The organism is Kitasatospora sp. NPDC094019, from assembly GCF_044764505.1.
Classification (GTDB): domain Bacteria; phylum Actinomycetota; class Actinomycetes; order Streptomycetales; family Streptomycetaceae; genus Kitasatospora.
Genome location: NZ_JBIWIF010000005.1, coordinates 468,788 through 487,289 on the forward strand (window position 1 = coordinate 468,788; position 18,502 = coordinate 487,289).

Genomic DNA, 18,502 nt, shown 5'->3' on the forward strand with positions numbered 1-18,502 from the left:
CCCTAGCGGACGGCGGCCACCATGGCGTCGGCCACCGAGCGCCAGGCCACCCCGGCCTCGGCGAAGCCGGATGCCACCAGCCGCTCGGTGTGCCAGCCGACCGGGTGCGACTCGCCGTCCGCGTGCGAGCCGTACAGCGTGTTGCGGGCGGCCACCTGGTCGGCGAGCAGCGGGTCGGCCGCGGCGGCGAGCCACCAGGACTCCCAGTCGAGGACGCCCTCGGCCTTCTCGCGTTCCTGCCGCCCGTGCCGCTGGGCCCGCTCGGCGGCGTTGAGCAGCGGGATCGCCGGGTCCGGCATGTGGTCGGCGTTGAGGAACACCCCGCCGGGGCGGAGCAGCCCGGCCAGGTCGGCGTAGAGCCGGGTCAGGTCGGTGGCGGGCAGCCAGTGCAGGGCGGTGGCGGTCACCACCGCGTCGAACGGGCCGGGCGGCAGGGTGTCGGCCCACCGCGGGTCCTTGAGGTCGGCGGTCACCAGGGTGAACCGCTCGTCCTCGCCGAGCACGCCCCGGGCGATGGTCATCAGCGCCGGGTCCTGGTCCACGCCCACGCTGGTGGCGCCGGGCAGCCGGGCGAGCAGGCGCTCGGTGATGCTGCCCGTGCCGCAGGCGAGGTCGAGGACGCGCGGGGCCGGGCCGGTGACGGCACCGACCAGGTCGATCATCACCCGGAACCGCTCCTCGCGGTCGGGCAGGTACCACTCCTGCTGCCGGTCCCAGCTGCGCTGCCACTGCTCCCAGTGCTGACGGTCGACCATGCTCGTTCCCCTTCGCGAACCCGGGGGCGGTAAGCCCTGGAACGACCATAGACCCTTTCGGTAATGGATGAAAGGGCCTATGGACCATTACCCGCGAAGGTGTGCGGCGGCGTCGCGGGCGGGGCTCAGACCAGGCTGTCCCGCCAGGCCCGGTGCAGCAGGGCGAAGCGGCCGGCGCCGTCGATCAGCTCGCGCGGGCTGCCGTCCTCCACGATCCGGCCCTGCTCCATCACCAGCACCCGGTCCGCGATCTCCACCGTGGAGAGCCGGTGGGCGATGATCACGGCCGTCCGTCCGGCCAGCACCGTGCGCATCGCCCGCTGCACCGCCTGCTCGCCGGGCACGTCCAGCGAGCTGGTGGCCTCGTCGAGGATCAGCACCGCCGGGTCGGCGAGCAGCGCGCGGGCGAAGGCCACCAGCTGTCGCTGGCCGGCCGAGATCCGCCCGCCGCGCTTGCGCACATCGGTGTCGTAGCCGTCCGGCAACTCGGTCACGAAGGCGTGCGCCCCGATCGCCCGGGCGGCCTCCTCGACCTCGGCCCGGGTGGCGCCGGGCCGGCCGATCGCGATGTTCTCGGCGACGGTGCCGGAGAACAGGAAGGATTCCTGGGTCACCATCACCACCCCGCGCCGCAGCTCCGGCCCGGCGAGGTCGCGCAGGTCCACCCCGTCCAGGGTGATCCGGCCCTCGGTCGGGTCGTAGAACCGGGCCAGCAGCTTGGCCACCGTCGACTTGCCGGCCCCGGTCGCGCCCACCACGGCGACGGTCTGCCCGGCGGGCAGTGCCAGGTCGAACGGCGGCAGCACCTCCTTGCCGGTGCGGTACGCGAACCGCGTCCCCTCGAACCGCACCGCCCGGCCGGTCACGGCGGTGACCGGCAGCTCCCTCGGCGCCGACGGCTCGGCGACGGTCGGCTCGTGGGCCAGCAGGCCGGCGATCTTCTCCAGGGCGGCGGCGGCCGACTGGTAGCTGTTGAGGAACATCGCCAGCTGGTCGATCGGGTCGAACAGCCGCCGCAGGTAGAGCACGAACGCGGTCAGCACGCCGAGTTCGACCGCGCCGTCGGTGACCAGCCAGGCGCCGAGCACCAGCACGCCGGTGCTCCACAGATTGGCGGTGCCGCGGGAGAGGCCGACATAGCGGGCGATCTCCAGCAGGCCGTCCGCGGTGGCGGTGGCCGACTGCCGGTTCACCACGCCGAACGCCGCGTCGTTGGCCCGCTCGCGGCGGAACGCCTTCACCGGGCGGATGCCGTTCATGGTCTCGGTGAAGCGGACGATCAGCGAGGCCGCGGCGGTCCGCGAACGCCGGTAGACCCGGCGCGAGCGGCGCCGGAACGAGCGGGCGATCAGCCACAGCGGCAGGAAGGAGGCCAGCGAGGCCAGACCGAGCCGCCAGTCCAGCACCAGCAGGATGACCGAGATGGAGCAGACCGAGAGGAAGACCGTCAGCAGTTCCTGGAGGCCCTCGGAGAGCAGCTCGCGCAGCGCGTCCACGTCGCTGGTGGCGCGGGAGATGATCCGGCCCGAGGTGTAGCGCTCGTGGAAGTCCAGGCTGAGCCGCTGGGCGTGCCGGAAGATCCGCCCGCGCAGGTCCAGCAGGATGTCCTGGTTGACCCGGGCGCTGATCTTGATGAAGGCCCACTGGAGCACGGTGCCCAGGACCGCGCAGCCCAGATAGGCGGCCACCACCGCGATCAGCGGGCCGGCGTCGTGCCCGCGCAGGGCGGGGATGCCCCGGTCCATCGCGAAGGCCACCAGCAGCGGGCCGGCCTGCAGCGCCGCCTGCTGGAGCAGGATCACCGCCATGGCGGCGGCGATCCGGCCTCGGTGCGGGCCGAGCAGCGAGCGCAGCAGGGTGCGCGCCGCGCCGGGCGGGACCGGTATGTCCTCCTCGTCGGCCGGCGGGGCGGGCAGCTCCTCCTCGTCCGGCGCGTCCGGATCGGTGCGCGCGGCGGCGGGTTCGACGGTGGTGGTCATCGGGCGGTGCTCCCCTCGGGGACGAGGGCGGCCTCGCCCGACATCAGTTCGCGGTAGCGGGCCGAGTCGCGCAGCAGCTCCTGGTGGGTGCCGACGGCCTCGATCCGGCCCTCGGCGAGGACGGCGACCCGGTCGGCGAGCAGCACCGTGCTCGGCCGGTGCGCGACCACCAGGGCGGTGGTGGCGGCGAGGACCTGGCGCAGGGCGCGCTCGACCAGCGCCTCGGTGTGCACGTCCAGCGCCGACAGCGGGTCGTCGAGGACCAGGAAGGCGGGATCTCCCACCACGGCGCGGGCCAGCGCGAGCCGCTGGCGCTGGCCGCCGGACAGGCTGAGGCCCTGCTCGCCGACCTCGGTGCCGACGCCCTCCGGCAACTTCTCGACGAAGCCCGCCTGGGCGGTGGCGAGCGCGGTGCGCAGCTGCTCCTCGTCCGCGCCGGGGGCGCCCATCAGCACGTTCTCCCGGACGGTGGCGGAGAACAGGGTGGGTTCCTCGAAGGCGACCGCGACCAGCTCGCGCAGCCGGGTGCGGTCGAACTCGCGGATGTCCCGGCCGTCGAGGGTGATGCTGCCGCCGGTGGCCTCGTAGAGGCGGGGGAGCAGGGCGGTGAGGGTGGTCTTGCCGCTGCCGGTGGCGCCGACCAGGGCCATCGTCTCGCCGCTGCGGATGTGCAGGTCGACGCCGCGGAGCAGATCGGGGGTGTCGGCCGGGGCGTCGGGGTAACGGAACCGGACGCCGGTGAGCCGGATGCCGTCCTGGGGGCCGGCCGGGTCGGTGGCGGTGCCCGCGGGGGCCTCGGCGGCCTCCGCCTCGGGTTCGTCCAGCACCTCGAAGAAGCGGTCGGTGGCGGTGGCGGCCTCGTTGGCGTAGGCGAGCAGCCACCCCAGTGACTCGACCGGCCAGCGCAGCGCGAGCGCGGTGGACAGGAAGGCGACCAGGGTGCCGGCGGACAGCTCGTCCTGGGCGACCAGGTGGACGCCGACCGCGAGGGCGCAGCCGAGCGCCAGCTCGGGCAGGCCGACGATGACCGCCCAGAGGTTGGCGAGCAGGCCGGCCTTCCGCAGCTCGGTGCGGCGCAGCTGCCGGGAGTGCTCGCGGAATCGTTCCGCCATCGAGCGGTGGCGGCCGAACGCCTTCAGGATCCGGATGCCGAGCACGGACTCCTCGACCACGGTGGCGAGGTCGCCGTTCTGGTCCTGGGCGCGGCGGGCGGCGCCGGAGTAGCCGGCCTCGAAGCGCCGGGTCAGCACCAGCAGCGGGACGGCCGGACCGAGCACGATCAGTGCCAGCCGCCAGTCCTGGGTGAACATCAGCGCGGTGCCGACCAGGAAGGTCACCGTGTTGACGATCAGGAAGACCAGCGGGAAGGCCAGGAACAGCCGCATGGTGTACATGTCGGAGGTGGCGCGGGAGAGCAGCTGGCCGGAGCCCCAGCGGTCGTGGAAGGAGACCGGCAGTCGCTGGAGTTTGGCGAAGAGGTCGCCGCGCATCGCCGTCTCGACGCCGGCCAGCGGCCGGGCCAGTACCACCCGGCGGGTGAAGAAGAGGGCGGCCTCGGCGAGGCCGAGCAGGAGCAGCAGCGCCGCCGGGGCCCAGAGACCGCCGAGGTCGCGGTCGGCGATCGGGCCGTCCACGATCCGGCCGAGGACGGTCGGGACGAGCAGGGCGCTGAGCGCGCCGAGCATCGCGGCGGTGACCGAGACGGTCAGCCGGGCGCGGATCGGGTGGACGTAGGGCCACAGGCGCAGCAGTGAGCGCACCGTCGACCGGCGGGGGGCGGGCGGCCCGGTGCCGGGCTCGGCGCCGGGTTCCGGGTCGGGGGCGGTGTCGGGGGCTTGGTTCTCGGCCATCGCCGTGAGGGTAGGCCGGGCGGCCGTCATTTCTCATCCGGTTTTTCGGACCTGTCGTCGAGAACCGGCCAGGTGGGGCCGTCGGTCGGGAACGCCCGGGGTGGGGACGGGGGTGGGGACGGCGGGGGTGGGGACGCCCGGGTCGGGACCGGTCAGGGGACGGCCCGGAGCAGGTGCAGGGCGCGGGCGCCGAGCGGGACCGGGTCGCCGGGGCGGTGCCGCCCGGCGGGGCCGCCGTCCGCCGCGGCGGTGTCGACCACGGTCTCGTAGCGGGTGCCGTCGGCCGCCCCGGGAGTGCCGGGCAGGACGAAGGGGACCGGTTCGGGGCCCGCGTTGAGCAGCAGCAGGAAGCTGTCGTCGAGCAGTGGGCGGCCGCACGGGTCCCGTTCCGACATCGCGGTGCCGGCCAGCAGCATGCCCACGGCGGCGGTCGGCGCGAACCAGTCGGCCTCGGTCATCTCCTTGCCGAGCGGGGTGAACCAGGCCAGGTCGGGGAGGCCGCCGGGGGCGGTGGCGCGGCCGGAGAAGAACGCCCGCTGCCGCAGCACCGGATGCTCGCGGCGGAGCCGGACCAGTCGGGCGGTGAAGTCGTACAGGCTCCGCCAGGCCGGGTCGTCGAGCAGCGACCAGTCCAGCCAGCTCACCTCGTTGTCCTGGCAGTAGGCGTTGTTGTTGCCGCCCTGGGTGCGGCCGAACTCGTCGCCCGCGGTGATCATCGGGACGCCGGCGGAGAGCAGCAGGGTGGCGGTGAGGTTGCGCAGCTGGCGCCGGCGCAGGGCGGTGACGGCGGGGCCGGCGTCGCCCTCCCCCTCGGCGCCGTGGTTCCAGGAGCGGTTGTCGTCGGTGCCGTCCCGGTTGTCCTCGCCGTTGGCCTCGTTGTGCTTGCGGTCGTAGGAGACGAGGTCGCGCAGGGTGAAACCGTCGTGCGCGGTCACGTAGTTGACGGAGGCGTACGGGCGCCGGCCGTCCCGCTGGTAGAGGTCGGAGGAGCCGGAGAGCCGGTAGCCGAGCTCCCGGACGTCCGGCCGGGCGCCGCGCCAGAAGTCCCGCACGGTGTCGCGGTAGCGGTCGTTCCACTCGGCCCAGGGCGGCGGGAACCCGCCCACCTGGTAGCCGCCCGGGCCGACGTCCCAGGGCTCGGCGATCAGCTTCACCCGGCTGAGCAGCGGGTCCTGGGACACGGCGGAGAGCAGCGGGTGCTCCATCGTGACACCGCCGTCGGCGCCGCGGGCGAGGGTGGCGGCGAGGTCGAAGCGGAAGCCGTCCACGCCCATCTCGTGCACCCAGTAGCGCAGCGAGTCGGTGATCAGCCGGACCACCTGGGGGCGGCGGGTGTCGAGGCTGTTGCCGCAGCCGGTGTAGTCGGCGTAGCCGCGCGGGCGGTTGGGCGGCAGCCGGTAGTAGCCGGCGTTGTCGATGCCGCGCAGGAGCAGCGCGGGGCCGAGCTCGGCGCCGTCGGCGGTGTGGTTGTAGACGACGTCGAGGATCACCTCGATGCCGGCGGCGTGCAGGGCCCGGACCATCCGCTTGAACTCGCCGACCTGGCCGCCGCGCGAGCCGGCGGCGGAGTAGCCGGCGTGCGGGGCGAAGTAGCCGACGGTGTTGTAGCCCCAGTAGTTGACGAGGCCGCGGGCCTGGAGGTGGTCCTCGCTGACGTGGTGGTGGACCGGGAGCAGCTCGACCGCGGTGACGCCCAGGCCGGTGAGGTGGGCGATCGCCGCCGGATGGGCGAGTCCGGCGTAGGTGCCGCGCAGCTCGGGCGGGACGTCGGGGTGGCGGCGGGTGAAGCCGCGCACGTGCAGCTCGTAGAGGACGGTCTCGGCCCAGGGGGTCTTCGGCCGGTGGTCGTCGGACCAGTCGTCGTCGTCCCGGACGACCACGGCTCTGGGCACGTACGGGGCGGAGTCGCGGTTGTCCCGGACGGTGTCGGCGACCTCGGCCTCGGGCCAGTTGCGGACGGCGGAGCAGACCGCGTCGTGCGCGGTGTAGCCGCCGTCGATCGCCCGGGCGTACGGGTCGAGCAGCAGTTTGGCCGGGTTCCACCGGGCGCCGGTCCACGGGTCCCAGCGGCCGTGCACCCGGTAGCCGTACCGGGTACCGGGCAGGACACCGGGGACGAAGCCGTGCCAGGTGTGGGCGTCCTGCTCGGTGAGGCGCAGCCGGCTCTCGCGGCCGTCCTCGTCGAACAGACAGAGGTCGACGGCCTCGGCGCCGCCGGCCCAGAGCGCGAAGTTGGTGCCGGGGCGGCCGTCCGGGCCGGGGTGGAAGCGCGCGCCGAGCGGTAGCCGGCTGCCCGGCCAGGGCGCTTCACCGCCCGGCCGCCCGTCGGGGTGCCGGTACGCGCGGTGCCCGTTGACGGTCGCGGGGGCGTGCGCGCGCACGGCGGCCGCCGACTCCTGCCCTGACGCCATGGCGGTGCCCTCCCTGGCGGGGTGTCCCGGACCCCGTGCGGTGTCTCATTCCCTGATCGCACCGGACGGAAGCGGCTGAACACCGTCTTACCGGCGGATGGCGTCCGGGCGCGGCCCCGGTGCTGGGCCGTCGGGGTGGGGGTTCCCGGCGTGTCGGCGTGTCCTGCCGGGACCGCCCTCGTTGTGCGGGGTATCGGACGGCTACGGCGGGAGGCCCCGGGATGCGGCCCCGAGGACGGATGTGGGTTCGGCGGCTGGCGGCGGCGGGCTGCTGCCTGGCCGTGCTGGCCGGGTGCTCCGGCGCCGGCGGCGCGCCGGGCAGCACGAGCGCGGACGCCGCCCGGGCGGAGCCGTCCGCTCCGCCGGTGGTCTCCCGGGCGTCGATCACCGCGCTGCCCGCCGACGACACCGAGAACCTGCCGCCCGAGGGCCCGGTCCGGGTGAGCGTCGCCCAGGGCCGGCTGGTGTCCGTGCGGCTGGCCGACACCCGCGGCGGCGAGGTGCCCGGGACGCTCTCCGCCGACGGCACCGGCTGGGCGCCGGACGGCCCGCTGCCGCTGGGCACCAGGTTCACCCTGGACGCGGTGGCCGAGGACGACCAGGGCCAGCGGGCGGTCCAGCACGCCGACTTCTCGACCGTGGCGCGGGCGCACACCTTCGTCGCCTTCTTCACCCCGGAGGACGGCTCCACGGTCGGGGTGGGGATGCCGGTCTCGCTGCGGTTCAGCCGACCGGTGACCGACCGGGCGGCGGTGGAGCGCGCGGTCGCGGTGACCGCCGATCCGCCGGTGGAGGTGGCCGGGCACTGGTTCGGCAACCAGCGGCTGGACCTCCGGCCCCGGGGGTACTGGGCGGCGGGCACCAAGGTGGCGGTCGCGCTGCGGCTCAAGGACGTCCAGGGTGCCCCGGGCGAGTTCGGCACCCAGAACAAGGACGTCCGGTTCACCGTCGGCCGGGCCCAGGTCTCCTCCGTCGACCTGGACACCCACACCCTCACCGTCCGGGCCGGCCAGGGCGGCCGGGTGGTGCGCGTCCTCAAGGTGTCGGGCGGGGACGCCAAGCACACGACCTACCGGGGCGTGCTGGTGGTGTCCGAGAAGTACCGGGTGACCAGGATGAACTCGCAGACCGTGGGGATGGGCGACGAGTACGACATCAAGGACGTGCCGCACGCGATGCGGCTGACCAACTCGGGCACCTTCGTGCACGGCAACTACTGGGCCAACCCGTCGGTGTTCGGCACCGCCAACACCAGCCACGGCTGCATCGGCCTGGCCGACGCCAAGGGCGGGGCGAGCGGGGAGACGCCGGCGGGCTGGCTGTTCGAGCACACCATCCCGGGGGACGTGCTGGAGGTCAAAGCCTCGACGGGGGACGCGGTGCCGCCGAGCAACGGGTTGAACGGCTGGAATCTGCCCTGGGCGCAGTGGGTGGCCGGGAGCGCCCTCCAGTCGGCCGCGAGCCCCTCCGGAACCCCGTCCGCCGGGCCGGCCGCCGGCCCCTCGGCCGGTCCGTCCGCCCTGTCCGCCCCGGCCGCTGCCCCGTCCGCCGCTCCGTCGGTCGGTCCGTCCCCGGGGGTGGCGTCGAGCGTGTCGCCGAGCGCCTCGCGGGCCCCGGCGCCGAGCCCGTCCCCGGGCCTTCCGGCGGGTGCTCCCCCGGCCGTCCCCCCGGCACCGTCCCCCGGGGCCAGGCCCTGACGGGCGGTGGCGGACGATCTTCACCCCTGTTCACCGGCAGCCCTCCCAGGATTCACCCGATCGGCCCAGCTATCCTGCTTGCCGCGCCGAAGCCCGGCGCAGAAGACCGCCGGTCCGGTGCAACCCGTCCGGGCAACAGCGCGTCCACAGTGATGGACACCGGGAGGGGAAAGACCGTGAAGCAGGTTAGGGCGGCCGACGCCGCGATACGTACCACTGCCATCAGCCGTCGTGCGCGCCGAGGTGCGGTGGCGCTGGCGATGGGCGGGGTGCTGCTGCTCACCGCGGCCTGCAACAGCGGGGGCGACGACAAGGCCGGGGGCGGCGGCGACACGACCGCCAGCGCGGGCGCCGCGGACGCCGGGGCGACGGGCACCGGGGGGACGCCGGCGCCGGCCCAGAGCTCCGCCGCGCCGAAGACCTCGGCCGCCGTGGTGAACGTCGAGCCCAAGGACGGCGCCCAGGACGTCGCCCCGGACGGCGCGCTCAAGGTCGGGGTGACCGGCGGCAAGCTCACCGCGGTCGAGGTGACCGACAAGGAGGGCAAGCCGGTCGCGGGTGCCATCGCCGCGGACGGCAGCGGCTGGAAGCCCAGCGCCCCGTTGGCCGTCGGCATGGCGTACAAGGTGAACGCCCAGGCCACCGACGCCGAGGGCCTGGTGGCCGCCTCGACCACCTCGTTCACCACGCTGACCCCGGCGAAGAAGATCTCCACCAACGACAACATCGCCGACAACGGCACCTACGGCGTCGGCATGATCGTCTCGGTGGTCTTCAACAAGGACGTCAAGAACAAGGACGCGGTCCTCCAGGGCATCACCTTCGAGGCCAGCGACGGCACCACCGTGAAGGGCCACTGGTTCGGCACCAAGCGGCTGGACTTCCGCCCCGAGAAGTACTGGAACCCGGGCACCAAGGTCGTCATCAAGTACCGCCTGAAGAACGTCGAGGTCTCGCCGGGCGTCTACGGCGACATCGACAAGGACGAGCCGTTCACCGTCGGCCGCTCCCAGGTCTCGGTGGCCGACTCGGCCACCCACCAGATGACGGTGACCCGGGGCGCCGAGAGCCACACCGTGCCGGTGACCCTGGGCGACGAGAAGAACCCCTCCTGGAACGGCACCATGGTGGTGATGTCCAAGGAGAAGGTCACCCGGATGAACTCGCAGACCGTCGGCCTCGGCGGCGAGTACGACATCCCGGACGTGCCGCACGCGATGCGGCTGACCAACTCGGGCACCTTCGTGCACGGCAACTACTGGGCCAACCCCTTCGGCAAGACCAACGCCAGCCACGGCTGCATCTCGATGCAGGACGAGAAGGGCGGCAGCGACGCCTCGGTGGCCGGCAAGTTCTTCAACGACTCGATGATCGGTGACGTGATCACCATCAAGAACTCCAAGGAGAAGGTCGTCTCCCCCGACAACGGCCTGGGCGGCTGGAACATCGGCTGGGCGAACTGGTAGGCCCTACCCCTCGGTAGCCTCCGCCAGTCGCGGAACCGCCACCACCGGCCCGATCCTCACTCGTTGGGGTCGGGCCGGTCGCGTTTCCGGGGCCGATGCCCCCCCGAACGGCGCAACCTTTCCCGGGTACAGCGCGTGTAAAGGGCGAACACCGTGACACGAACGAGGGGGACGACGGTGAAGTCGATACGCAAGGTGGTGGCCGCGGGACTGGTCGGCGGGGCGCTGGTGCTGACCAGCGCCTGCGGCGGGAGCGGCGGTACCGGCGGCGGGACGGCGGCCAGGGCCGAGCTGGGGGCCGACGGGACCGCGGGGGTCCCGTCGGCCGCCGCGCCGGCCGCTGGGCAGGCCGCCGCCCCGGCCGCCGCGACCGGAGCCGCCACCGCCGCCGCGCCCAAGGTCTCGCAGGCCGTGGTGGACATCCAGCCGAGGAGCGGCGCCGTGGACGTCGCCCCGGACGGTTCGCTCAAGGTCGCGGTGTCCGGCGGGAAGCTCACCACGGTCAAGGTGAGCGACCGGACCGGCAAGGAGGTGGCCGGCACCCTCGCCGCGGACGGTGCGAGCTGGAGCCCCTCCGGCCCGCTGGCCGTCGGCACCGCCTACCAGGTGAGCGCGCTGGCGGCGGACGCCGGGGGCGTGGTCGCCTCGGCCGACAGCAGCTTCACCACGCTGACGCCCGAGCGGGAGGCGAAGGCCAGCGACAACATCCAGGACAACGCCACCTACGGCGTCGGCATGATCGTCTCGGTCGCCTTCGACAAGGACGTGAAGAACAAGGAGACGGTGGCCCGGGGCATCTCCTTCGAGACCAGCGACGGCACCGTGCTGAAGGGCCACTGGTTCGGCAACCGCCGGCTGGACTTCCGTCCGGAGAAGTACTGGAACCCCGGCACCAAGGTCACCGTGAAGTACCGGCTGAAGAGCGTGGAGATCGCGCCGGGCGTCTACGGGGGTGTGGACCGGGACGAGCCCTTCACTATCGGGCGATCCCAGATTTCGACGGTTGACGCCAAGACGCACCGGATGACGGTGGACCGGGACGGGCAGAGCTCGGTCGTGGAGATCACCTCCGGCTCGACCGAGCACCCGACCTGGAACGGCACCATGGTCGTGATGTCCAAGGAAGGCGTGGTGCGGATGCAGTCCAGCACCCTGCCCGGGATGACCGGCGACCCCTACGACCTGCAGGTTCCGCACTCCATGCGGTTGACCGACTCCGGCACCTACGTGCACGGCAACTACTGGAGCAACGCCTTCGGCGAGGACAACGTCAGCCACGGCTGCGTGGGCCTGAAGGACGTCAAGGGCGGCGGGGCGGCCACCTCGGCGGGGCAGTTCTACGACGGCTCGATCATCGGGGACGTCGTCACGGTGCGGAACTCCACCCGCGGGCAGGTCGCGCCGGACAACGGCCTCAGCGGCTGGAACGTCGACTGGAGCGCCTGGTAGGACTTCGGCGGGGCGGCGACCCGGGCTTTGCGAACGCGGGTTCGGGTTGCACCCGGCATATGCCGAAAGAGTAGTGATCGTTTGTTCATTGTCCGTACGCGGCCGCTTGCGTTCCGCAATGATGGGGCGCATGGCGGGTTGGGGCGAAACAGATCAGTCATCGATTCCGGGTTCCAGCTTGGTCGCCGAAGCGTCGTGGGGGTCGTTCCAGGACTCCCTGGCGGCGCTGGAACGGCTCAGCTGCGACGAGCTGGAGCGGTTGTACGCCGGCCGGTTGTGCGACCGGACGACGCCGGGTGAGGTGCGGCTCCCGTCCCGGCCGGAGACCGGACCGGTGGCGCGCCGACTGGTGCTCGCGGTCCTCGGCGCCTGGGAGCTGCACCAGCACCTGGAGGTGTGCGAGTTACTCACCAGCGAGTTGGTCGCCAATGCCGTGCGGCACGCCGCGGGGCGGACGATCGGGCTCCAGGTGGTGCGCAAGCCGGGCTGGCTCCGGGTCGAGGTGAGGGACTCCTCGCGGGCGCTCCCGTGCATGATCCTCGCCGAGCCGCTGCCCGCCACCGAGCGCGGGCGCGGGCTCCAGGTGGTCGACGACCTGGCGGACCGCTGGGGCGCCGACCTGCTGCCGCGCGGCAAGGGCGTCTGGTTCGAACTGAAGGTCCGCGAGCGGGTCTGAGTCGGACCGGACCGGGCTCGGTCGGGCCGGGAAACACGCAGGGCCCCCGATATCGCCGTGGTCCGGCGGTGGGGGCCCTTGCAGGTCATCGCGCGGCCAAGGGGGTGCGTGCCGTGCGATGGGTGTCGGCCGTGCCAGGTCGGGCGGGCCGAAGTCATCGTTGCCCGGGGGGCTCCGTCAGTCGCTGACGTTCACCCTCGAACGCTTCGACTATCGCATGGATCTCAGCATGTGGGCAAACCGGATGGCTTCGAATGGAAGGTTTGTAACTTAGTTCACCTTCGGAATTTGCACAGGTTCACGTCAGCGCCTGAGATTATTCATGATCGACACGAATTCTGGCCGGTCTTGAGGGCCGCCCGGGCCCGGGCGGCGTGCCGACGGACGGCGGTCGCGGGCAGACGCGCGGGCGGTGGCGGGGCGAACGACCTGCCGCCCGCCCGGCAGGCCCGGCAGAGGCCGCCGAGAAGGGCCGGCGGCCGGGCCGGGACCCGGCAGTCGGTGCACTCGGCGAGGCGGGTCCCGGGCGGGACGGCGTCGGGTTGTACCGGGCGCGCCGGGGGGAGCTTGTCGACCAGCCGACGGCGGGTGAACGCGGCCGGGCTGTGCACCTCCGGCGGGAGTCCGGCCGTCATCGCCGTCCGGAACAGCTCCGCCGTGGCGCCCCGGGCCAGCCACTCGGCGGCGAGCGGCTCCAGGGCGGCGCAGTCGGCGGCCGAGAGGGCGAGCCGGTGGTCGGCGCGGCCGAGGCCGGCCAGCGCGCGGTGGGCGGGGGAGTGGTGCGGCTCGGGGTCGTCCGCCGGGGGAGGCGGGGGCTGCACGTCGGTCGACCGCTCGGCGGGGCGCTCCTCGGCCAGGGCCTCGCCGGTGGCGATGAAGTGGTTCCACCAGGCATCACCGCGCGGCGTGCGGGAGAAGTACGTCCGGAACACCCACTGGGAGCGGTCGGCGCCGACTCGCTCCCGGACCCGGCGGAGGTGGCCGGCCGTGGAGAGGTTGTTGAGTGCGGTGCGGACGGCCTGCTGCCCGTAGAGCGGGTTGAAGGCGGCGAGGGACTTCACGTCCATCGCCGCGCCCTCGGGGAAGCGGTCGATCATGCTGGCGAGGTACGCCTCGCGAACGGGCAGGTGTGCGAAGTCTCGGGCCTCCCGGGGGAGTTCACCGGGGGCGTGGCGCTTTCCGTAGCCCGGGGAGGCGAGTTCCGGCCCGGGAGGGAGCGTGATGGAGCTAAAGTCGTGGGTAGCCACAGGATCGACTGCTTTCGATCGTGAAGGTCAGACCCCCGTTCGGTGTTGGTAGCACCGGCGGGGGTTGTTTCGTCCGAGCCGCACGCTACATGCTCGCGGCACACCGTGGCGAACGGTGACGATAAGTCATATGGGCTGGCCGGAAGGCCAGTTGGCTGGGCGGGTGGGAGGTGGTTACCCACCCGTTCCCATGGAAGTCACTCGCCTTCCGGCGCCTGAGCTTCGGCCGCGAACGCGACGAAGTCCGCCCAGGCGGAGGGGGAGAAGGAGAGCCGGGGCCCGGCCTTGTCCTTGGAGTCCCGCACGAGGACGGAGGAGGGGGAGGCAGCGACTTCGACGCAGGCGCCCCCTTGGTCGTTGCTGTAGCTGGACTTGGTCCAGTTGCCGCGATCGCTCAAAGCTCCTCCGCCACCTGCTCGATGAACGCCGCAGAATCCTCGACTCCGAGGGCCTGCGAGCAGATCATGCCATGGCGCCGAGTCAGGACACTCACCTTGTTCGAGTCGGCGTAGAGCACTCCGGTCTCTTGGCCTTCGATGTAGGCGAAATGCTCGTGCTCCGGGGACTCCAAGAGGATCAGCGAGCCTCCGAGCCCCGTATAGGCGCCACGGCCGATGGGCAACACTTGGACTGTGACATTGCGGAGTTGTCCCGCCTCGATCAGGTGATGCAGTTGGGGGCGCATGCAGTCCGGCCCACCGACCATGGAGCGGAAGGCCGCCTCATAGATGACGAATCCGAACATCACCGTCGGAGAGTTCTGCAACTTCTCCTGCCGCTCCAGCCGTGCCGCGACTCGGGCATCGACTGTCTCGTCGTCCAGCGGCGGGCAGCTGTGACTCAGCAGCTCGCGGGCGTACTGCTCGGTCTGTAGAAGTCCAGGGATGAGGAGACCCTCGTACCAATTGATCGCGATGGCTCTTGCTTCGGCGTCGGTGTATCCCTGCGAATAGGTCGGGAACTTCTCGGGCTTGAGGTACTCCTGCGCTCCCACCAGCAGGCCCCGCGCGTCGCACAGCTCATCCGCCGTCTCCAGCAGCTTCAGCGACGGCTTGCGCCTCCCCGCCTCCATCGACCGCACGCTCTCGATGTCGTAGTTGGCCGCGCGGCTCAACTGCTCCCTCGTCACCCCCGCTTGGGCGCGCCACCGCTTGATCTGGTCTCCGCAGTACTTCCAAGCCATCGGCGGCTGCGCGGGCGCGCCCATCCTCGGACCCCCATCGTGTGCGGTCGACCGGCGGGTCACCTCACCGGTGTACCTCGGCTGGAACTCCCGAGGCTATGCCCCCACCTCGTTACCTGGACGTGAAATGGCCGAACTCCGCTCCTGCGGGTGACGCCCGGTTCCTCCCCACCCAAGGACAGCCATGGTCGAGTGGACGTTCCCCCGCCACCCCCGCAGCGTCGGCCGCGCCCGTGTTCAGCTCCTCCGGCAGGCGTACGAGTGGCGCGTCCCGGACGAGTCCACGGAGGTGGCCCTGCTCCTCCTCAGTGAACTGGCCACCAACGCCTGCCGCCACGCCGACGCCCCGCGCGACCGCCACATCCTCGTCACCTGCGCCGTCCTCGACGACTCCACCCTGCGGGTCGAGGTCTCCGACGCCGACCCCAGGCTCCCCGTCCCGCGCCGGGCCGACCCCGACGACGAGTCCGGGCGCGGCCTCGAACTCGTCGCCGCCCTCGCCACCGCCTGGGGTGCCCACCCCCGGGGCCCGGGCCGCATCGGCAAGACGGTCTGGTTCGAGCTGAAGGCGTGAACGCGCGCGGGCCGTCCGGTCGTCGTCCGCACGACGACCGGACGGCCCACCCGACTTTCCCCGTCGGCCTAGCGGCCGTTCTCGATCAGGTAGTCGCCCAGCTTCTCCACGGTCTGTGCCGCGACGGCCGGCTGGTGCCGCTCGCTGTACCGGCCGACCAGGATGGCCTGGGACGTCCTGACCAGCACGATGCCGGCGGAGCCCTTCCTGACGTAGATCGAGCGCGCGTCGGCCTTGATCCCCACCGTGTACTTGACGCCGCCGACCGTGACGCCGTTGGTGAACGCGTCGCCCGGGTTCTTGTACAGGGCGACGAGCGCCGCGCCCTCACCGGCGTTGAGGCTGAACCCGCTGCTCTGCGCCCAGGTGCCGCCGTCGGCGGCGCTGACGATGATCCCGCCGTCGAGATTCCTCGAACCCACGAGCTGATTGTCAACGTAGGTCTGCCACATGCCTACCGTCTCCCCTCGGTATGGACGTGCGAGCCCGCTTTGCGGGCCGCGCCACCGGAATCCTTTCTTCCGAAAGGGTGCGCCGAGTCGGGGTCTCCCATCTCTGACCTGAAATTGACAGATCGTCACTCGTTCGAGTGAATTCCTTCGACCTTTCCCGGCCAGCCCGCACAGGAGGCCGACCCGCTCGACTTCCTGTACGGGTCGCCGGGGATGGCCGGGCGGAGGGCTCCCCGGTGCTCGACGGGCACCGCGCCCCCGTCGCCGGCGCGGGTCGGGGGTTTGGTGACGGAAGGGCGGAACCGTTGGCCGGGTGGCGGTCGTCACGCTTGGTGACGTCTCGTCACCGGCAGAGAGGTACCACCATGAGCCGCCAGAACCGCACCGCCCGCCGCCCGCTCGCCGTCCTGGCGGCCGCCGCCGGGTTGGTCGCGATGGCCGCCGGTCCCGCCGCCGCCGTCCACGGCGGGTCGGACACGACCACCGGGGCCAACCCGTTCGTCATCGCCCTGGAGACGGCTGACGGCCAGCAGTGGTGCACCGGCGCGCTGATCGCCCCCACCAAGGTCCTCACCGCCGGCCACTGCGTCACCGAGGCCGACGACCCGACCGCCCTGCGGGTGATCGCGGGCCGGACCGACCTCACCGGCACCGGCGGCCAGGAGCGGCGGGTGAGGAGCTTCAAGGTCGACCCCCGCTTCACGCCCGGCCTGGACCACGACTCCGCCGTGCTCACCCTCGACCGGCCGCTCCCGCAGCGGACGGTCCGGGTGGCGGGCAAGGGCGACGAGAAGCTCTACCGCTACGGCCGCACGGCCACCGTGTTCGGCTACGGGCGGACCGGGGACGGCGGCCCGGGCACGCACCTGAAGAAGGCCGGGCTCACCCTCGCGGCACCGGCCGAGTGCGAGCCGTTCACGCAGCCGGGGGCCTCGCCGCTGCTGAAGGTCTGCGGCCTTCCGGGGCCCGGGACGGCCGACAGCATCTGCAAGGGCGACTCCGGCGGCCCGCTGGTCGTGGGCGGCGTGGTGATCGGCGTCGTCTCGACCGGCAACAAGTACTGCGACACCCAGCTCCCGCTCTCGGTCTTCACCCGGGCCACCGACGTGCCCCGGTCGATCCTGAGGTAGCGGCCGGGCGGAGCGGTCGGCCTTGACCTGAAGCCGGCTTCACTTCCTACCGTGGTCCCGAGGCCGCCCGGCGCACCGCCGGGCGGCGACATCGAGGGGGATCCGCCATGACCAGCACAGCCGCCGCCGACACCGACGCCGTCGTACCCGAGCGCTACCGCTACGCCGTCGTCCCGCACATCATGGTCGACGACGCGTCCGCCGCGATCGACTTCTACCAGCGGGCGTTCGGAGCCCGTGAGGACGTCCGGATCGACGCCCCCGACGGTGGGGTGCTGCACGCGGAGATCAGCATCGGGGCGTCGGTCCTGATGCTGGGCGATGCTGGCGGGGACGGGGCGCCCTTCACCGCGCCGACGGCGCTCGGCGGCACCAGCGTCGCGCTGCACGTCTACGTGCCGGACGTCGACGCCCTGGCCGCGCGGGCCGAAGCCGCCGGGGCGGAGGTGCTGCAGCCGCCGACCGACATGTTCCACGGCGACCGCACCGCCGTCCTCAGGGATCCCTCGGGCCACCTCTGGATCTTCCTGACCCACCTGGAGGACCTCACCCCCGAGGAACTCCACCGCCGCACCCCCACCGCCTGAAGGGGCCAAGGCGGGGGCGGCAGGCGTCAGCGACTGCTTGCCAGGCCGTCGGCGGCGGTCTCCTGGTCGGCGCGGAAGGCATCGAGGGAGACGGCGGGCGCGCTGCGGGACTCGGCCGCGAACTCGGTGCGGGGGACGAACCGCCGCCGCCGATGCAGCGGGATCAGCTTCACGCCTTCGCGTCCGTCGGGGGTGACCGGCTGGACTGTCATGGAACGAGCATGGAGGAGCGGCGCCATGCAGTGCCACCGCGTGGCGCCGAGTTCGAACCGATCCGGCTGCCCCGCACCGCCGGGCCGTTCCATGACCGGTCGGGTAATGCCCGTGCCCCCGCCGGTGGGCGGGGGCGCGACGGCTGGTCCGTCGGTTCCATGGACGGGCGACAGGTGTCTCAGATAATCTGATTCCATGAGGCTGATGACCGCAACCGAGGCTTCGAGAAGCTTCGCCGCCGTGCTCGACTCGGCGGAGCACGGCGAGACGATCGTGGTGACGCGTGGTGGTCGGCGGATCGCCGTCATCGGGCCGGCCCCGGTCGGCAACGGGGCCGCCCTCAATGACGTGCTGCGGCGCTTCCGCCCGGACGACGACTTCGCCGAGGACATCGCGTCCGCACGCTCCCTGTTCGAGGACAAGGTGACCGAGTGGCCCGTCGACTGATCCTCGACACCGGTGTGCTGATCCGCGCGGAGCGCCAGGGGAGTGCGAGCCTGTTCGACCCGGAGGACGACGTGGCGATCGCGGCCGTCACGGCGGCCGAACTCCACCTGGGGGTCGAACTCGCGAACGAGTCCCGTCGGCTCGGGCGGCAGGGCTTCGTCGACGCGGTGCTGGCGGTCGTGCCGGTGGAGGACTACACCCCCGATACGGCCCGCATCCATGCGCGACTGATGGCGCACGTCCGTCGACAGGGCCGTCCCCGTGACGCCCACGACCTGATCATCGCGGCCACGGCGCTCGCAACCGCCCGGACGGTGGTCACCACCGACGCTTCGGCCGCCTTTGCCGATCTGCCGGGCGTACGGGCGATCGTCCTGAGGGCCTGA

Annotated in this window: 18 protein-coding genes; 9 read left to right on the forward strand and 9 right to left on the reverse strand. The window is 72.7% G+C overall.

What is annotated here, in order from left to right:
- Positions 1-2: 2 nt before the first annotated feature.
- The 4 genes from ACIQ9P_RS14475 to glgX form a co-directional block, all read right to left on the reverse strand.
- Positions 3-755 carry a class I SAM-dependent methyltransferase gene (locus ACIQ9P_RS14475; RefSeq protein WP_402354827.1) on the reverse strand — a complete coding sequence of 251 codons (753 nt, stop codon included), beginning with the start codon at positions 753-755 and terminating at the stop codon, positions 3-5.
- A 125-nt stretch (positions 756-880) separates the two neighbouring features.
- Entirely contained in the window at positions 881-2,734 is a 1,854-nt protein-coding gene (locus ACIQ9P_RS14480; protein WP_402354829.1) for an ABC transporter ATP-binding protein, read from the reverse strand.
- On the reverse strand, positions 2,731-4,584 hold the full coding sequence (locus ACIQ9P_RS14485) for an ABC transporter ATP-binding protein (protein WP_402354831.1): 1,854 nt from the start codon (positions 4,582-4,584) through the stop codon (positions 2,731-2,733). The genes ACIQ9P_RS14480 and ACIQ9P_RS14485 overlap by 4 nt, the downstream gene beginning before the upstream one ends.
- Before the next feature lie 152 nt (positions 4,585-4,736).
- Positions 4,737-6,995, reverse strand: coding sequence for a glycogen debranching protein GlgX (gene glgX / locus ACIQ9P_RS14490; protein ID WP_402354833.1), 2,259 nt, complete (start codon positions 6,993-6,995; stop codon positions 4,737-4,739).
- A gap of 239 nt (positions 6,996-7,234) precedes the next feature.
- On the opposite strand from glgX, the gene ACIQ9P_RS14495 reads away from it, so the two are divergent.
- The 4 genes from ACIQ9P_RS14495 to ACIQ9P_RS14510 all read left to right on the forward strand — a co-directional run bounded on the left by ACIQ9P_RS14495 (position 7,235) and on the right by ACIQ9P_RS14510 (position 12,283).
- The gene (locus ACIQ9P_RS14495) at positions 7,235-8,692 is read left to right on the forward strand and encodes an Ig-like domain-containing protein (protein WP_402354835.1); all 1,458 of its coding nucleotides are present in this window, start codon (positions 7,235-7,237) and stop codon (positions 8,690-8,692) included.
- A gap of 176 nt (positions 8,693-8,868) precedes the next feature.
- Positions 8,869-10,158, forward strand: coding sequence for an Ig-like domain-containing protein (locus ACIQ9P_RS14500; protein WP_402354837.1), 1,290 nt, complete (start codon positions 8,869-8,871; stop codon positions 10,156-10,158).
- Positions 10,159-10,335: 177 nt separating this feature from the next.
- Complete coding sequence (locus tag ACIQ9P_RS14505) at positions 10,336-11,607, forward strand: Ig-like domain-containing protein (protein ID WP_402354839.1); 1,272 nt, start codon at positions 10,336-10,338, stop codon at positions 11,605-11,607.
- Between the two features lie 178 nt (positions 11,608-11,785).
- Entirely contained in the window at positions 11,786-12,283 is a 498-nt protein-coding gene (locus ACIQ9P_RS14510) for an ATP-binding protein (RefSeq protein ID WP_402354841.1), read from the forward strand.
- A 320-nt stretch (positions 12,284-12,603) separates the two neighbouring features.
- Here ACIQ9P_RS14510 and ACIQ9P_RS14515 read toward each other — a convergent pair whose 3' ends face one another.
- The 3 genes from ACIQ9P_RS14515 to ACIQ9P_RS14525 all read right to left on the reverse strand — a co-directional run bounded on the left by ACIQ9P_RS14515 (position 12,604) and on the right by ACIQ9P_RS14525 (position 14,737).
- Positions 12,604-13,380: a MarR family transcriptional regulator gene (locus ACIQ9P_RS14515; RefSeq protein ID WP_402354843.1), complete on the reverse strand. Its 777-nt coding sequence runs from the start codon at positions 13,378-13,380 to the stop codon at positions 12,604-12,606.
- A gap of 347 nt (positions 13,381-13,727) precedes the next feature.
- Positions 13,728-13,928 (reverse strand): DUF397 domain-containing protein, encoded by a 201-nt coding sequence (locus ACIQ9P_RS14520; protein ID WP_402354845.1) that lies wholly within the window; start codon positions 13,926-13,928, stop codon positions 13,728-13,730.
- Positions 13,925-14,737, reverse strand: a complete 813-nt coding sequence (locus tag ACIQ9P_RS14525) for a helix-turn-helix domain-containing protein (RefSeq protein WP_402354847.1) — start codon at positions 14,735-14,737, stop codon at positions 13,925-13,927. The genes ACIQ9P_RS14520 and ACIQ9P_RS14525 overlap by 4 nt, the downstream gene beginning before the upstream one ends.
- A gap of 160 nt (positions 14,738-14,897) precedes the next feature.
- On the opposite strand from ACIQ9P_RS14525, the gene ACIQ9P_RS14530 reads away from it, so the two are divergent.
- Positions 14,898-15,287: an ATP-binding protein gene (locus ACIQ9P_RS14530; RefSeq protein WP_402354849.1), complete on the forward strand. Its 390-nt coding sequence runs from the start codon at positions 14,898-14,900 to the stop codon at positions 15,285-15,287.
- Between the two features lie 68 nt (positions 15,288-15,355).
- Here the strand turns inward: ACIQ9P_RS14530 and ACIQ9P_RS14535 are convergent, their stop codons facing one another.
- Positions 15,356-15,739 (reverse strand): profilin, encoded by a 384-nt coding sequence (locus ACIQ9P_RS14535; protein WP_402354851.1) that lies wholly within the window; start codon positions 15,737-15,739, stop codon positions 15,356-15,358.
- A 365-nt stretch (positions 15,740-16,104) separates the two neighbouring features.
- Here ACIQ9P_RS14535 and ACIQ9P_RS14540 point away from each other — a divergent pair, with 365 nt between their 5' ends.
- Both ACIQ9P_RS14540 and ACIQ9P_RS14545 read left to right on the forward strand, forming a co-directional pair.
- Positions 16,105-16,869, forward strand: coding sequence for a S1 family peptidase (locus ACIQ9P_RS14540; RefSeq protein WP_402354853.1), 765 nt, complete (start codon positions 16,105-16,107; stop codon positions 16,867-16,869).
- A gap of 107 nt (positions 16,870-16,976) precedes the next feature.
- Positions 16,977-17,456 carry a VOC family protein gene (locus ACIQ9P_RS14545; RefSeq protein ID WP_402354855.1) on the forward strand — a complete coding sequence of 160 codons (480 nt, stop codon included), beginning with the start codon at positions 16,977-16,979 and terminating at the stop codon, positions 17,454-17,456.
- 26 nt (positions 17,457-17,482) lie between these two features.
- Here ACIQ9P_RS14545 and ACIQ9P_RS14550 read toward each other — a convergent pair whose 3' ends face one another.
- Positions 17,483-17,695 carry a prevent-host-death protein gene (locus ACIQ9P_RS14550; RefSeq protein ID WP_402354857.1) on the reverse strand — a complete coding sequence of 71 codons (213 nt, stop codon included), beginning with the start codon at positions 17,693-17,695 and terminating at the stop codon, positions 17,483-17,485.
- 169 nt (positions 17,696-17,864) lie between these two features.
- Here ACIQ9P_RS14550 and ACIQ9P_RS14555 point away from each other — a divergent pair, with 169 nt between their 5' ends.
- Both ACIQ9P_RS14555 and ACIQ9P_RS14560 read left to right on the forward strand, forming a co-directional pair.
- Positions 17,865-18,116, forward strand: coding sequence for a type II toxin-antitoxin system Phd/YefM family antitoxin (locus tag ACIQ9P_RS14555; protein WP_402354858.1), 252 nt, complete (start codon positions 17,865-17,867; stop codon positions 18,114-18,116).
- A complete protein-coding gene (locus ACIQ9P_RS14560) occupies positions 18,101-18,502 on the forward strand; it encodes a PIN domain-containing protein (protein ID WP_402354860.1) in 402 nt (133 codons plus the stop codon). Before ACIQ9P_RS14555 ends, ACIQ9P_RS14560 begins: the two co-directional genes overlap by 16 nt.

Excerpts from the sequence above, each read along its gene's own strand:
- ACIQ9P_RS14545 (WP_402354855.1), top strand. The coding sequence starts at position 16,977 with ATGACCAGCACAGCCGCCGCCGACACCGACGCCGTCGTACCCGAGCGC.
- ACIQ9P_RS14495 (WP_402354835.1), top strand. The coding sequence starts at position 7,235 with ATGTGGGTTCGGCGGCTGGCGGCGGCGGGCTGCTGCCTGGCCGTGCTG.
- ACIQ9P_RS14540 (WP_402354853.1), top strand. The coding sequence starts at position 16,105 with ATGAGCCGCCAGAACCGCACCGCCCGCCGCCCGCTCGCCGTCCTGGCG.
- glgX (WP_402354833.1), bottom strand. The coding sequence starts at position 6,995 with ATGGCGTCAGGGCAGGAGTCGGCGGCCGCCGTGCGCGCGCACGCCCCC.
- ACIQ9P_RS14535 (WP_402354851.1), bottom strand. The coding sequence starts at position 15,739 with ATGTGGCAGACCTACGTTGACAATCAGCTCGTGGGTTCGAGGAATCTC.
- ACIQ9P_RS14550 (WP_402354857.1), bottom strand. The coding sequence starts at position 17,695 with ATGGCGCCGCTCCTCCATGCTCGTTCCATGACAGTCCAGCCGGTCACC.
- ACIQ9P_RS14525 (WP_402354847.1), bottom strand. The coding sequence starts at position 14,737 with ATGGGCGCGCCCGCGCAGCCGCCGATGGCTTGGAAGTACTGCGGAGAC.
- ACIQ9P_RS14555 (WP_402354858.1), top strand. The coding sequence starts at position 17,865 with ATGAGGCTGATGACCGCAACCGAGGCTTCGAGAAGCTTCGCCGCCGTG.
- ACIQ9P_RS14530 (WP_402354849.1), top strand. The coding sequence starts at position 14,898 with ATGGTCGAGTGGACGTTCCCCCGCCACCCCCGCAGCGTCGGCCGCGCC.
- ACIQ9P_RS14485 (WP_402354831.1), bottom strand. The coding sequence starts at position 4,584 with ATGGCCGAGAACCAAGCCCCCGACACCGCCCCCGACCCGGAACCCGGC.
- ACIQ9P_RS14480 (WP_402354829.1), bottom strand. The coding sequence starts at position 2,734 with ATGACCACCACCGTCGAACCCGCCGCCGCGCGCACCGATCCGGACGCG.
- ACIQ9P_RS14475 (WP_402354827.1), bottom strand. The coding sequence starts at position 755 with ATGGTCGACCGTCAGCACTGGGAGCAGTGGCAGCGCAGCTGGGACCGG.
- ACIQ9P_RS14515 (WP_402354843.1), bottom strand. The coding sequence starts at position 13,380 with ATGATCGACCGCTTCCCCGAGGGCGCGGCGATGGACGTGAAGTCCCTC.